The 13821-nt window shown below is 61.5% G+C and carries 12 protein-coding genes and 1 tRNA gene; 12 read left to right on the forward strand and 1 reads right to left on the reverse strand.

Annotated features, from left to right (window positions below; all coding sequences use genetic code 11):
- The first annotated feature begins 266 nt into the window (after positions 1-266).
- The 5 genes from HW452_RS14790 to greA all read left to right on the forward strand — a co-directional run bounded on the left by HW452_RS14790 (position 267) and on the right by greA (position 6696).
- Positions 267-554, forward strand: coding sequence for a DUF2218 domain-containing protein (locus HW452_RS14790; RefSeq protein WP_224106865.1), 288 nt, complete (start codon positions 267-269; stop codon positions 552-554).
- 79 nt (positions 555-633) lie between these two features.
- Complete coding sequence (gene dapB, locus HW452_RS14795; protein WP_224106866.1) at positions 634-1446, forward strand: 4-hydroxy-tetrahydrodipicolinate reductase; 813 nt, start codon at positions 634-636, stop codon at positions 1444-1446.
- Positions 1447-1777: 331 nt separating this feature from the next.
- Positions 1778-2923, forward strand: coding sequence for a glutamine-hydrolyzing carbamoyl-phosphate synthase small subunit (gene carA, locus HW452_RS14800; RefSeq protein WP_224106902.1), 1146 nt, complete (start codon positions 1778-1780; stop codon positions 2921-2923).
- A 69-nt stretch (positions 2924-2992) separates the two neighbouring features.
- Complete coding sequence (gene carB, locus HW452_RS14805; RefSeq protein WP_224106867.1) at positions 2993-6223, forward strand: carbamoyl-phosphate synthase large subunit; 3231 nt, start codon at positions 2993-2995, stop codon at positions 6221-6223.
- Entirely contained in the window at positions 6220-6696 is a 477-nt protein-coding gene (gene greA / locus HW452_RS14810) for a transcription elongation factor GreA (RefSeq protein ID WP_224106868.1), read from the forward strand. The genes carB and greA overlap by 4 nt, the downstream gene beginning before the upstream one ends.
- Before the next feature lie 108 nt (positions 6697-6804).
- Here the strand turns inward: greA and yhbY are convergent, their stop codons facing one another.
- Positions 6805-7131, reverse strand: a complete 327-nt coding sequence (gene yhbY / locus HW452_RS14815) for a ribosome assembly RNA-binding protein YhbY (protein ID WP_224106869.1) — start codon at positions 7129-7131, stop codon at positions 6805-6807.
- A 114-nt stretch (positions 7132-7245) separates the two neighbouring features.
- On the opposite strand from yhbY, the gene rlmE reads away from it, so the two are divergent.
- The 7 genes from rlmE (at position 7246) to HW452_RS14850 (ending at position 13778) form a co-directional block, all read left to right on the forward strand.
- The gene (rlmE, locus tag HW452_RS14820; RefSeq protein ID WP_224106870.1) at positions 7246-7893 is read left to right on the forward strand and encodes a 23S rRNA (uridine(2552)-2'-O)-methyltransferase RlmE; all 648 of its coding nucleotides are present in this window, start codon (positions 7246-7248) and stop codon (positions 7891-7893) included.
- 201 nt (positions 7894-8094) lie between these two features.
- Positions 8095-10101 (forward strand): ATP-dependent zinc metalloprotease FtsH, encoded by a 2007-nt coding sequence (ftsH, locus tag HW452_RS14825; RefSeq protein WP_224106871.1) that lies wholly within the window; start codon positions 8095-8097, stop codon positions 10099-10101.
- Between the two features lie 106 nt (positions 10102-10207).
- Complete coding sequence (folP, locus tag HW452_RS14830) at positions 10208-11122, forward strand: dihydropteroate synthase (protein WP_224106872.1); 915 nt, start codon at positions 10208-10210, stop codon at positions 11120-11122.
- Complete coding sequence (gene glmM / locus HW452_RS14835; RefSeq protein ID WP_224106873.1) at positions 11119-12468, forward strand: phosphoglucosamine mutase; 1350 nt, start codon at positions 11119-11121, stop codon at positions 12466-12468. Before folP ends, glmM begins: the two co-directional genes overlap by 4 nt.
- Positions 12469-12546: 78 nt before the next feature.
- The gene (tpiA, locus tag HW452_RS14840; protein WP_224106874.1) at positions 12547-13296 is read left to right on the forward strand and encodes a triose-phosphate isomerase; all 750 of its coding nucleotides are present in this window, start codon (positions 12547-12549) and stop codon (positions 13294-13296) included.
- Positions 13297-13300: 4 nt separating this feature from the next.
- Positions 13301-13660 (forward strand): preprotein translocase subunit SecG, encoded by a 360-nt coding sequence (gene secG / locus HW452_RS14845; protein ID WP_224106875.1) that lies wholly within the window; start codon positions 13301-13303, stop codon positions 13658-13660.
- Between the two features lie 31 nt (positions 13661-13691).
- Positions 13692-13778 (forward strand) — tRNA-Leu (locus HW452_RS14850).
- The last annotated feature ends 43 nt before the right edge of the window (positions 13779-13821 follow it).

The following is a 13821-nucleotide window of genomic DNA, read 5'->3' on the forward strand; positions in this document are numbered from 1 at the left end:
GAACGTTTCCGCAGATTCAGGGTGTAAAAGACGTCGTGCCAGCAAGCGCGAGGCGCGATGGCGATACAAACGTGTCAAAACAACTGTGTATGATTCGCATTTACATGAGCGTATTATCGAGAAAACCCGCCAGCCTGTCGAGAGATTGCAGGGCGGCTGTTCCATTTTTTTAAACGAGCCGTTGCGTACACGAGCCGCGCCGCCATTGTTAGCGTATAGCGCTGGTTTCATGAAACATCAGCGGTTTCTTATTCGAGGAGAGCATCATGCCGATATCCCGTGCCGCCATTGCTACCGAGTCCGGTGAGCGTCTGATCAACCGTCTGTGCAAGCACTGGTCCCACAAGCTCGAGGTCGAATACACCGAGCGCGACGCCAAGATCGTCTTTCCCGAGCAGAACAGCACCTGCCTGATGCACGCCGAGGCGAGCAAACTCGCGGTGTCCGTCGAAGCCCCCAGTGATGAGACGCTCAAGCAGCTCGAAGGCGTGGTGCAGAGCCACCTGGAGCGCATGGCGAAAGACGAGACGCTGGAGATCGTCTGGCAGAACTGAGGCGGCGCCCGGCCCCGGGCGTCTCTGGTATACTCGCGCCATTTCACCCAACCGGGCCGCGCGCCCTCAAGGAGATCGTATGACGCGAATTGCCATCGTAGGCGTGGCGGGGCGCATGGGCCGCACGCTGGTCAGCGCCGTGAACCAGGATGACGGCGTAACGCTTGCCGGCGGTATCGTCGAGCCGGGAAGTTCGCTCGCCGGCGCCGACATCGGCGAGCTGGCCGGCACCGGCAAGAATGGCGTGGCCGCCGTCGACTCCCTTGACGCGATCAAGGACGCGTTCGATGTACTGATCGATTTCACCGCGCCCAAAGTCACCCTTGCCAATCTCGCCTTCTGCGCCGAGCACGGCAAGGCGATCGTGATCGGCACCACCGGCATGAACGACGACGAGATCGAGGAGCTCGACCGTTACCGCGACCGTGTGCCCATGGTGTTCGCTCCCAACATGAGCGTGGGCGTGAACCTGACCCTGAAGCTTCTCGAAACCGCAGCCAAGGCGCTTGGCGACGAAGGCTACGATATCGAAGTGATCGAGGCGCACCACCGTCACAAGGTCGATGCTCCCTCCGGCACCGCCATCAAGATGGGTGAAGTCGTGGCCGACAGTTTGAATCGCACCTTGAAAGAGCACGGTGTGTTCGAGCGCGTGGGCCAGTGCGGGCCGCGCACCGATAAAGAGATCGGCTTTGCCACGGTACGCGCCGGCGACATCGTCGGTGAGCATACGGTGATGTTCGCCACTGAAGGCGAGCGCATCGAGATCACCCACAAGGCGTCGAGCCGCATGACGTTTGCCAGGGGCGCGGTGCGCGCGGCGCGCTGGGTCGCGACTCAACAGGCGGGCCGTTTCGACATGCAGGACGTGCTGGGGCTGAATGAGGCGTGAAACCAGTCGCCGGGGGTAGCCGGCGGGGTGGAAATGCTGTAACATTCCAAAAATTTTGGCCGGGTGGTGCACGTGAATAGAAGGTAAAACGGCGAAAGCGCTTCGCTTGTTGCCCTGGCGCCACTCGATGGTCGCCCAACGCCGTAAGCAATGCCCTGGCCACCGCCACGGATAGAGAACAACAAGCGGGATGAAACCGATTTTTTTACTGTCGGCTTCGTCCCGCTTTTTTACGACCCGACGTTTATCGACAAACGCCGACACCGGATCGCCGAGCCTGCGCCCACAGGCTCCCACCAGCATGGGAGAACTTGCCTTGAATAACCCCGCATTGAGCAAACCTGCGATATTGGCCCTGGAAGATGGCAGCGTGTTTCACGGAATTGCCATTGGCGCCGACGGCGTCACAAGCGGTGAGGTGGTGTTCAATACGGCCATGACCGGCTACCAGGAAATTCTCACTGACCTCTCCTATTCCCGCCAGATCGTTACTCTTACTTACCCCCATATCGGCAATACCGGCATCAATACGGAAGACACCGAGTCCGCCTCGATTGCCGCAGCGGGGTTGGTGATTCGCGATCTGCCTCTGCTGGCCAGCAGTTTCCGCTCCGAGCAGTCTCTGTCTGACTACCTGAAGAGCCAGAACGTACTGGGTATCGCCGATATTGATACCCGCCGCCTGACGCGTATTCTGCGCGATAAAGGTGCTCAGAACGGCGCGATTCTGGCAGGAAGCGAAGCTGAAGGTGATGACGCGGTAGAGCGCGCCCTGGCAGCTGCCAAGGCCTTCCCGGGCTTGAAAGGCATGGATCTGGCCAAGGAAGTTTCCTGCAAGGAGGCTTACGAGTGGACAGAGGGCGAGTGGACGCTGGGCACGGGCTACGCAGACACCTCGAAAGGCGAACGTCCTTTCCACGTGGTGGCGTACGACTACGGCGTGAAGTTCAATATTCTGCGCATGCTGGCCGCCCGCGGCTGCCGGCTGACGGTGGTGCCGGCGCAAACCCCGGCGCAGGAAGTGCTGGCGATGAACCCGGATGGCGTGTTCCTGGCCAATGGCCCCGGCGACCCCGAGCCCTGCGACTACGCCATCAAGGCGATCCAGGAAGTGCTCGAGACGGATACCCCGGTGTTCGGCATCTGCCTGGGCCATCAGCTTTTGGCGCTCGCGAGTGGGGCGAAGACCGTCAAGATGAACCACGGCCACCACGGCGCCAACCACCCGGTCCAGGACCTGGACACCGGCACGGTCATGATCACAAGCCAGAACCACGGCTTCGCCGCGGATGAAACGACGCTTCCCGCGAACCTGCGCGCCACGCACCGCTCGCTGTTCGACGGCACGCTGCAGGGCATCGAGCGTACCGATCGCCCGGCGTTCAGTTTCCAGGGGCACCCGGAAGCGAGCCCCGGCCCGAAGGACGTGTCGCCGCTGTTCGATCGTTTTATCGAGATGATGCAGGCGCGCCGCTAGAGCGCGCCCCAGCATCGCCGTATTGCCGTCTCTTGTCGCTCATCGTCACCATTTCTTGCGGGAACCGTTATGCCTAAGCGTACCGACTTAAACAGTATCTTGATCATTGGCGCAGGCCCCATCGTCATCGGCCAGGCCTGCGAATTCGACTACTCCGGCGCCCAGGCGTGCAAGGCGCTGCGCGAAGAGGGTTACCGGGTCATTCTGGTCAACTCCAACCCGGCCACCATCATGACCGACCCGGCCATGGCGGATGCCACCTACATCGAGCCGATCACCTGGCAGGCCGTCGAGAAGATCATCGAGGCGGAAAAACCCGACGCCATCCTGCCCACCATGGGCGGCCAGACCGCGCTGAACTGCGCGCTGGATCTGGAAAAGCACGGGGTGCTCGAAAAGCATGGCGTTGAGATGATCGGCGCCAACGCCGATGCCATCAACATGGCCGAAGACCGTGACCTGTTCGACCAGGCGATGAAGCGCATCGGCCTCGAGTGCCCCAAGGCGAAGGTCGCCCACACCATGGACGAGGCCTGGGAGATCCAGGCGGAGCTCGGCTTTCCGACCATCATTCGCCCCTCCTACACCATGGGCGGCTCCGGCGGCGGCGTTGCCTACAACAAGGAAGAGTTCGAGGAGATCTGCACCCGCGGTTTCGAGCTTTCCAACAACCACGAGCTTCTGATCGACGAGTCGCTTCTGGGCTGGAAGGAGTACGAGATGGAGGTCGTTCGTGACAAGAACGACAACTGCATCATCGTCTGCGCGATCGAGAACTTCGACCCGATGGGCGTGCACACCGGCGACTCGATCACCGTGGCCCCGGCGCAAACGCTGACGGATAAAGAGTACCAGATCATGCGTGACGCGAGCCTTGCGGTGCTGCGCGAGATCGGCGTCGAGACCGGCGGCTCCAACGTCCAGTTCGGTATGGACCCGAAGACCGGGCGCCTGGTCGTCATCGAGATGAACCCGCGGGTGTCGCGCTCATCTGCCTTGGCCTCCAAGGCGACCGGCTTCCCGATCGCCAAGATCGCCGCCAAGCTCGCGGTGGGCTACACCCTGGACGAGCTGCAAAACGATATTACCGGTGGCGCGACCCCGGCCTCTTTCGAGCCGGCCATCGACTACGTGGTCACCAAGATTCCGCGCTTCACCTTCGAGAAGTTCCCTCAGGCCAACGACCGTCTGACCACCCAGATGAAGTCCGTGGGCGAGGTGATGGCGATCGGCCGTACCTTCCAGGAATCCCTGCAGAAGGCGCTGCGCGGCATGGAGACCGGCAACGACGGCCTCGACCCGATCGTCACCGAGTTTACCGAGGAGTCGATGGCCCTGATCAAGGGCGAGCTGCAGGCCGCCGGCGCCGAGCGCATCTTCTATGTGGCGGACGCCATGCGCGCTGGCATGAGCGTGGATGAGATCTTCGCGTTGACCAATATCGACCGCTGGTTCCTGGTCCAGATGGAAGACCTGGTGCTGACCGAAGCCGCCGTGGCCAAGCGCGCGCTGAATGATTTCTCCGCCCAGGAGCTCTACCGGCTCAAGCGCAAGGGCTTTGGTGACGCGCGTCTGGCGAAGCTTCTGGGCGTCAGCGAAAAAGCGTTCCGCCAGACTCGCCAGGCCGCCGGCATTCGCCCGGTCTACAAGCGGGTGGACACCTGCGCGGCGGAATTCGCCTCCAGCACCGCCTACATGTACTCCACCTACGAGGAGGAGTGCGAGGCGGACGTTTCCGACCGTCAGAAGATCATGGTGCTCGGCGGCGGGCCGAACCGTATCGGTCAGGGTATCGAGTTCGACTACTGCTGTGTCCATGCGGCGTTCGCCATGCGCGATGACGGCTATGAGACCATCATGGTCAACTGCAATCCGGAAACCGTCTCCACCGATTACGACACGTCTGACCGTCTCTACTTCGAGCCGGTAACGCTTGAGGACGTACTCGAAATTGCCGACAAGGAGAAACCGGTCGGCGTGATCGTCCAGTTCGGTGGTCAGACCCCGCTGAAGCTCGCCCGTGAACTCGAAGCTGCCGGCGTGCCGATCATCGGCACCACGCCGGATGCCATCGATCGCGCCGAGGACCGTGAGCGCTTCCAGGTGATGATCGACAAGCTCGGCCTGAAGCAGCCGCCCAACGCCACCGCCAGAAGCTTCGAGGAAGCCTTCACCAAGGCCGAGAAGATCGGTTATCCGCTGGTGGTACGCCCAAGCTACGTGCTCGGCGGCCGGGCCATGGAGATCGTCTACGACGCCTCGGAGCTCGAGAACTACATGACCAACGCGGTCAAGGTCTCCAACGATTCGCCGGTACTGCTGGATCACTTTCTGAGCGCGGCGGTCGAGGTGGACATCGACGCGGTTTCCGACGGCCAGCAGGTGGTGATCGGCGGCATCATGCAGCACGTCGAGCAGGCCGGCGTTCACTCCGGTGATTCCGCCTGTGCGCTGCCGCCCTATTCGCTGCCGGCGGATGTGCAGGACGAGATGCGCGACCAGGTCAAGCGCATGGCCGTGGAGCTCGGCGTCAAGGGTCTGATGAACGTGCAGCTCGCCTGGCAGGATGGTGAAATCTACGTCATCGAGGTCAACCCGCGCGCCTCGCGCACCGTGCCCTTCGTTTCCAAGTGCATCGGCACCTCGCTTGCCCAGGTCGCCGCGCGCTGCATGGCCGGCACCACGCTTGCCGAGCAGGGCTTCGAGCGCGAAATCATCCCGCACTTCTACAGCGTCAAGGAAGCGGTCTTCCCGTTCAACAAGTTCCAGGGGGTCGACCCGATCCTGTCGCCGGAGATGAAATCCACCGGTGAAGTGATGGGCTCCGGCGATACCTTCGCCGAAGCGTTCTTCAAGGCGCAGCTGGGTGCCGGCGAGGCGATTCCGGCGCTTGAGGGCGAGCGCAAGGCGTTCTTGTCGGTACGCGAGCCGGACAAGGAGGGGATTATCGAAGTGGGCCGTTCTCTGCTAACATTGGGCTTCACGTTATGCGCAACCCACGGCACGGCAGCGGCGCTCGAAGCGGCGGGCCTGGCGGTGGAGCGCGTCAATAAAGTCTATGAAGGCCGCCCCCATATCGTCGATCTGCTCAAGAACGACGAAATCGCCTATATCGTGAACACCACCGAAGGTCGTCAGGCAATCAACGACTCTTCGATCATTCGCCGTACTGCTCTCGCGCGCAAGGTGCCCTATGCGACCACCCTGGCGGGCGCCAATGCCGTTTGCATGGCGCTGGAGTACGGTCGGGAGATTACGGTGCGGCGCCTTCAGGATCTGCATGCAGGAGCGAGTCAATGAACAAGGTCCCGATGACCGTTGCGGGCGAAAAGAGCCTTCGCGAAGAGCTTGATCATCTGAAGGGCACGGCACGCCCCCAGGTGATTGCCGCTATCGCTGAAGCACGCGAGCACGGCGATCTCAAGGAGAACGCCGAGTACCATGCCGCCCGCGAGCAGCAAGGATTTATCGAGGGTCGCATTCAGGAGATCGAGAGCAAGCTTTCCGTAGCCCAGGTGATCGACGTCACCAAGCTGCCCAAGACCGGCAAGGTGATCTTTGGCGTCACGGTATCGCTGCTTAACCTGGATACCGATGCCAACGTCACCTACAAGATCGTCGGTGAGGACGAGGCGGATATCAAATCGGGTCGCATCTCGGTCACCTCACCCATTGCCCGCGCGCTGATCGGCAAGGAAGAGGGCGAGGTGGTCGTGGTGAAGACGCCCGGCGGCGACGTCGAGTATGAAGTCGAAAGCGTCGAGCATCTGTAGGCACGTGCCTGCGTAGCCGTACCGAGGCGCCTGGTAACCGGGCGCCCACAAAAAAGCCCGCCAGTTCATCATCTGCTCGCGGGCTTTTTGACGTCAGGGCAGTGGTGCTTAATGCCGGCCGTGGTGGTTCTCGAAGCGTGCCACGTTGGAGAGCTTCGGGTTGGCCTTGGGGTTGCGGCGGTAGAGCAGCGCCATCTTGCCAATCGTCTGAACCACGTCGGCACGGCTGTCCTGGGTCAGTTCATTGAGCATGGCCGCACGGTCGTCACGCTCAGCCAGGGCAAGTTTCACCTTGATGAGCTCGTGATCGTTGAGCGCGCGGTCGAGTTCTGCGAGCAGATTTTCGGAGACGCCGTTCTCGGAAACGGTGACCACGGGGTTCAAATGGTGGCCAATGCTGCGAAATGCTTTCTTTTGTGCCTGTGACAAGCTCATGGTATCTTGCGGTATCCCGGTTAGCGCTTAACGCTCCATCTTACGGTGAAATGCCGGCGAGTGAAAGCAATCGCGTCAATGCGCCCATCTCTCATGCCAGTGTCAGATTCTCATATGCAGCAAAAGCCCCCAAAGCGTAAACACGCCGTCAGCAAGACCAGCAATAACTGGAAGAAGGAGCATTTTGACGACCAGTACGTCAAGCAGAGCTGGCAGGATGGCTATCGCTCCCGCGCAAGCTACAAGCTGCTGGAGCTCGATGAGAAGGATAAGCTGTTTCGCTCCGGCATGACGGTGATTGACCTGGGCGCAGCACCGGGCGGCTGGAGCCAGATTGCCGCCGAGAAGGTAGGGCCCGAGGGCGTGGTGATTGCCTCGGACATTCTGGAGATGGACGCGCTCGCTGGCGTGGACTTCGTGCAGGGCGATTTCACCGAAGAGAGCGTGTTGAACGCGATCCTCGAACGGCTGGGAAATCGGCCGGTCGACCTTGTGATGTCTGACATGGCCCCCAATATGAGTGGTATGGCGGCCATCGACCAGCCCCAGGCCATGTATCTGGTGGAGCTGGCCCTTGAGCTGGCCCGGGAAACGCTGCCCCCGGGCGGGCGGTTTCTGGCCAAGGTATTTCAGGGGGAGGGGTTCGACGCCTACCTCAAGGAACTGCGCAGCAGCTTCGACCGGGTCGTGACCCGGAAGCCAGATGCCTCGCGAGCACGTTCGCGGGAAGTCTACTTTTTAGCCGAGGGGTTTCGCGGCTAAACTAGCAACGTGAGCATAGCAAAGATTTATCACCGCGATTGCCAGACAGGCAGGCGCAAGGTGTGTCACATTATAGGTAGGTGATAAGCGTGACACAGATGGCCCAAAGCCGACGCTTTGGCAAGGGTTGAACGTCTGGTACTGCGGCAGGGTCTTAGTATCGGCGGTTAACTGACGGATTCTTGTAATGAGGGTAGCCCCTTGAACGATATGGCGAAGAACCTGATTCTGTGGCTGGTCATTGCGGCTGTGCTACTGACAGTGTTCAACAACTTTAGTACGGAAAGCGCTCCGCAGAACACGAACTACTCGCAGTTCGTGCAGCAGGTGCAAAACCAGCAGATCCGCAGTGTCACCATCGATGGCTATACCATCTCCGGTGAGCGGACGGATGGGTCACAGTTCCAGACCATTCGGCCGGCAGCGGAAGATCCCAAGCTGATGGATGACCTGCTGAGCAACAACGTGACCGTCGTGGGCAAGGAGCCAGAGCAGCAGAGCATCTGGACGCGCCTGCTGATTGCAAGTTTCCCGATTCTCTTGATTCTGGCCATCTTCATGTTCTTCATGCGCCAGATGCAGGGCGGTGCCGGCGGCGGCAAGGGTGGCCCGATGAGCTTTGGCAAGTCCAAGGCCAAGCTCTTGTCCCAGGATCAGATCAAGACCACCTTTGCCGACGTCGCCGGCTGTGATGAAGCCAAGGAGGAAGTGGAAGAGCTGGTCGACTTCCTGCGCGAGCCGACCAAGTTTCAACGCCTGGGCGGCACCATTCCCCGCGGTGTATTGATGGTGGGCCCGCCGGGTACCGGCAAGACGCTGCTGGCGAAATCCATTGCCGGTGAAGCGAAAGTACCTTTCTTCTCGATCTCCGGCTCCGACTTCGTCGAGATGTTCGTGGGTGTGGGTGCATCACGTGTACGCGACATGTTCGAGCAGGCCAAGAAGCAGGCGCCCTGCATCATCTTCATCGACGAGATCGATGCCGTGGGCCGTTCACGCGGTGCCGGCATGGGCGGCGGTAACGACGAACGCGAGCAGACACTCAACCAGCTGCTGGTGGAGATGGACGGTTTCGAGGCCAACGAAGGCATCATCGTGATTGCCGCGACCAACCGCCCGGACGTGCTCGACCCGGCGCTTCTGCGCCCGGGCCGGTTTGATCGTCAGGTCACCGTTGGTCTGCCGGATATCCGTGGCCGTGAGCACATCCTGGGCGTTCACCTGCGCAAGGTGCCGCTGGCCGAGGACGTCAAGCCGTCGGTCATTGCCCGCGGCACGCCCGGCTTCTCGGGTGCCGATCTGGCCAACCTGGTCAACGAGTCGGCGCTGTTTGCCGCGCGCCGTAACAAGCGCCTGGTCGGCATGGAAGAGCTGGAGCTTGCCAAGGACAAGATCATGATGGGCGCCGAGCGTAAATCCATGGTCATGACCGATAAAGAGAAGCTCAATACGGCCTATCACGAATCCGGCCACGCGATTATCGGGCTCGTCATGCCCGAACACGATCCGGTCTACAAGGTCACGATCATTCCCCGTGGCCGGGCGCTGGGTGTCACCATGTTCCTGCCCGAGGAAGATCGCTACAGCCTGTCGCGTCAGCAGATATTGAGCCAGATCTGCTCGCTGTTCGGCGGACGCATTGCCGAAGAGATGACGCTGGGGCCGAACGGTGTGACCACCGGCGCCTCCAACGACATCAAGCGCGCCACCGAGCTTGCCCACAACATGGTCGCGAAGTGGGGCCTTTCCGATGAAATGGGCCCGATCATGTACGACGAGGACGAGTCGCACCAGTTCCTCGGTGGTCCGGGCCAGGGCGGCAGCAAGCTGAAGTCCGGCGATACCACCACGCGCCTGGACAAGGAAGTGCGCAAGATCATCGACGAGTGCTACGAGCAGGCGCGCCAGATTCTGCACGATAACCGTGACAAGCTGGAGGCCATGACCGAGGCGTTGATGAAGTACGAGACCATCGATGCCGATCAGTTGAAGGACATCATGGAAGGACGTGAGCCGCGCCCGCCCGAGGGCTGGAACGATGGTGACTCTTCCGGCGGCGGTACGCGCGTCAGCGACGACGCGTCCAGGACGCAGGGGAACACCTCGACACCGCCGGACAGTGCCGCTGGCGATGACGGCGAAGAAGAGGATGACGACGGTCCGCGTCGCCGCCCCTCGGACCCGCTGGGTGGGTCAACCGGTCCTTGACCCCTCGGCCGTTCATCAAGGCGCCCCATGACGGGGCGCCTTTTTGTTATGCTTTGTTCAACCTGCTCTGCTCAACCGTAGCGCTGCTTTTTTTACAGGCGTCAGCATGAAATCGATAATCGACTCTCCCAAGCCTCGAGTAATGAAGGACAATGTGAACATGCGCTGCGGGCGCCACCGGCTGGATCTCTCTTTCCCTCGCGTGATGGGCATCCTGAACGTCACGCCCGATTCGTTTTCCGATGGTGGCCGGCACGTAGCCCTGGATGACGCGTTGCGCCACGCCGAGCGCATGCTGGCCGAAGGGGCTGCCATTATCGATGTGGGCGGCGAGTCCACCCGTCCGGGCGCGGAACCCTTGAGCGAGCAGCAGGAACTCGATCGGGTGGCGCCCGTGGTCGAGGCGCTGGTGCGTGAACTGGATGCTCTGGTATCGGTGGATACCAGTAGTCCCTTGGTGATGCGCGAAGCCGGCGTATTGGGGGCTGGTATGCTCAATGATGTGCGGGCCCTGGAGCGTGAGGGGGCCTTGATGGCGGCGGTGGGCAGCGGGCTCCCGGTTTGCCTGATGCATCGCCAGGGCGAGCCGCAGGATATGCAGCAGTCGCCGGCCTACGATCAACCGGTGGAGCAGGCGGTCATCGAGTATCTGGCGCAGCGCGTGGCGCAATGCGAAGCCGCGGGGCTTGAGCGCAGCCGGATGCTGCTGGACCCGGGGTTCGGGTTTGGCAAGACCGTCGAGCATAACCTGCGTCTGCTGAAATACATGAGCGCGCTGCAGGCATTGGAACTGCCGCTGCTGGTCGGCATGTCGCGCAAGAGCATGATCGGCAAGGTGCTGGGCCGCTCGGTTCAGGAGCGTCTGGCCGGCGGGCTTGCGCTTTCGGCCATGGCGGTCGAGCGCGGCGCGCGTATCTTGCGCGTGCACGATGTCGGGCCGACGGTGGATGCCGTCAATATGGCCTGGGCAGTGCTGCAGGAGGGGTGTGAAATGCCCATGAACGAGGAAGGCCAGCTATGACACGACGCTATTTTGGTACCGATGGCATTCGCGGTACGGTCGGGCAAGCCCCCATCACCGCTGACTTCATGCTCAAGCTTGGCTGGGCGGCGGGGCAGGTGCTGCGCCGCGAGAAAGGGCGTACGCGGGTGCTGATCGGCAAGGATACGCGCATTTCCGGCTACATGTTCGAATCCGCTCTCGAAGCCGGGCTTTCGGCGGCGGGGGTGGACGTGTCGCTGTTGGGCCCGATGCCCACGCCGGGCATTGCCTACCTCACTCGCACCTTTCGGGCCGATGCGGGTATCGTGATTTCCGCGTCGCATAACCCCTTCGACGACAACGGGATCAAGTTCTTTTCGGCGGAAGGCAGGAAACTGCCCGATGAGGTAGAGAGCCATATCGAAGCCATGCTGGAGGCGCCGCTGACGACCGCCGATGCGGTACAGCTGGGCAAGGCTACGCGTATCAACGATGCCGCCGGTCGCTATATCGAATTCTGCAAATCCACCCTGCCAGACCGCTTGAGCCTGCATGGCCTGAAAGTGGTACTGGATTGCGCCCACGGCGCGACCTACCACATCGCACCCAGCGTGTTTCGCGAGCTGGGCGCGGAGGTGAGTGTCATTGGCGCGTCCCCCGACGGGCTGAATATCAACCATCAGGTAGGGTCGACACACCCGGCCGCGCTGCGCGCCTCGGTCATTCAGCAAGGCGCTGACCTGGGGATCGCGTTTGACGGCGATGGCGACCGAGTGTTGTTGGTCGATGGTGATGGCCGGGAGGTCGACGGCGACGACATTCTCTACCTGATCGCCCGTGACCGCTTTGAACGCGGCCTGCTGCAGGGCGGCGTGGTGGGCACCCTGATGAGCAATTTCGGCCTTGCCATGGCGCTCGAGAAGTTGGGAGTTCCGTTCAAGCGCGCCAAGGTGGGCGACCGCTTCGTCATGGAAATGATGGCGGACAACGGCTGGGAACTGGGGGGGGAGGCCTCGGGACATATCGTCTGTGGTCACGTGCAGACCACCGGCGACGGCATCGTGTCCGCGCTGCAGGTGCTGGCGCTGATGATGCGCGAGCAGAAATCACTGCCTGCCCTGCTTCAGGGGCTCGAGAAGGTGCCCCAGGCGCTGGTCAACGTGCGTTTGCCGGCAGGCACCAAGGCCAATGATGTGATGGCGTCGAGTGCCCTCGCCGACGCCGTGACCGCACTGGAAAAAGAGCTTGGCGACCAGGGGCGGGTGCTGCTGCGTCCCTCGGGAACCGAGCCCTTGATTCGCGTCATGGTGGAAGGGCGCGAGCATCTGAACGTCGATCAACTGGCCAGCAAGCTGGCCGATCGTGTTCAGGCCTTGCTCAAATAACGCGGCTGTGCTTGTCAGCGGTTGTCTTGACAAGGCCGCTCCTATACCATTTCGCTCCACCTTGAGTGAGGAGTGTCGATGCGTACGCGATTAATTGCCGGTAACTGGAAGATGAACGGCTCCACGTCACTGATTGACGACTTCGGCCGCGCGTTTACCGACGCAGCGCTGCCCGAGGCGGTCAAGGTCGTGGTGATTCCGCCTTTCCCCTATCTGGAAGCGGCTCGTCAGGCGTTTCGCAATACGCCGCTGCAGTTAGGCGCGCAAACGCTCAATCCGATCGACTCGGGGGCGCATACGGGCGAAGTCAGCGGCCGTATGCTCAAGGAACTCGAGGTGAGGTACGTGCTGGTCGGCCACTCCGAGCGCCGTGAGCTCTACCGGGAAAGCGATGAGCAGGTCTTCGACCGCCTGCTGGCCGCGCTGCATGTCGGGCTTGTGCCGATTCTGTGCGTGGGTGAGTCGCTTGCCGAGCGTGATGCCGGGCAGACCATGGAGGTAGTGCTGCGCCAGGTGGGTTACGCCATGGCAAGGCTCGACCCCGAGCAGCGCCAGCAGGTGGTGATTGCCTATGAGCCTGTCTGGGCCATCGGCACCGGCCGTACGGCGACGCCTGAGCAGGCTCAGGAAGTGATGGCCGGGATTCGCGCCTATCAGGCCGAATTCAACACCACGCTTGCCGAGCAGCTTACGCTGCTTTACGGCGGCAGCATGAATGCAAAAAATGCGGCTGAGCTACTCGCTCAGCCGGATATCGACGGCGGTTTGGTGGGTGGTGCTTCGCTCAAAACCGACGATTTCTACGCCATTTGTCAGTCAGCAGGATAACGCCATGCAAGTTGCAATTCTTATGGTCCATGTGGTGATTGCGGTCGCCCTGGTGGTATTGATCCTGCTTCAGCAGGGTAAAGGCGCCGACGCCGGTGCCTCGTTCGGTGGTGGTGCTTCGCAGACCGTCTTTGGCTCGCGCGGCAGCGGCAACTTCCTGTCACGTACGACGGGTATTCTGGCTGCTGGTTTCTTCGTGACCTCCATGGCGCTGGCGTACTTCGCTACCCAGGCCGGCCAGGCACCGGAAGCGGGTATTCCCGATTCGCGTCTCATCGAACAACAGCAAAACGTACCAACGCTTGACGACAGCCCCGCAAGTATGGATAATACCGCGCCAGTGCTAGAGGAAAGCAGCGAGTAATCGCAGGCATGTTTTTCTAGCCTCCCCTGATGCCGAAGTGGTGGAATTGGTAGACACGCTATCTTGAGGGGGTAGTGACCGTATGGTCGTGCGGGTTCAAGTCCCGCCTTCGGCACCATCTGTTTTGCTGGCTCGCCAGCTTCCCAGAATTCCTGTCAACG

Source organism: Vreelandella aquamarina (assembly GCF_020075495.1).
In the GTDB taxonomy this organism is placed as follows: Bacteria; Pseudomonadota; Gammaproteobacteria; order Pseudomonadales; family Halomonadaceae; genus Vreelandella; species Vreelandella aquamarina_A.

Coding starts and splice junctions, on each gene's coding strand:
- HW452_RS14790 (WP_224106865.1), top strand. CDS start 267: ATGCCGATATCCCGTGCCGCCATTGCTACCGAGTCCGGTGAGCGTCTG.
- dapB (WP_224106866.1), top strand. CDS start 634: ATGACGCGAATTGCCATCGTAGGCGTGGCGGGGCGCATGGGCCGCACG.
- carB (WP_224106867.1), top strand. CDS start 2,993: ATGCCTAAGCGTACCGACTTAAACAGTATCTTGATCATTGGCGCAGGC.
- greA (WP_224106868.1), top strand. CDS start 6,220: ATGAACAAGGTCCCGATGACCGTTGCGGGCGAAAAGAGCCTTCGCGAA.
- yhbY (WP_224106869.1), bottom strand. CDS start 7,131: ATGAGCTTGTCACAGGCACAAAAGAAAGCATTTCGCAGCATTGGCCAC.
- rlmE (WP_224106870.1), top strand. CDS start 7,246: ATGCAGCAAAAGCCCCCAAAGCGTAAACACGCCGTCAGCAAGACCAGC.
- folP (WP_224106872.1), top strand. CDS start 10,208: ATGAAATCGATAATCGACTCTCCCAAGCCTCGAGTAATGAAGGACAAT.
- glmM (WP_224106873.1), top strand. CDS start 11,119: ATGACACGACGCTATTTTGGTACCGATGGCATTCGCGGTACGGTCGGG.
- tpiA (WP_224106874.1), top strand. CDS start 12,547: ATGCGTACGCGATTAATTGCCGGTAACTGGAAGATGAACGGCTCCACG.
- secG (WP_224106875.1), top strand. CDS start 13,301: ATGCAAGTTGCAATTCTTATGGTCCATGTGGTGATTGCGGTCGCCCTG.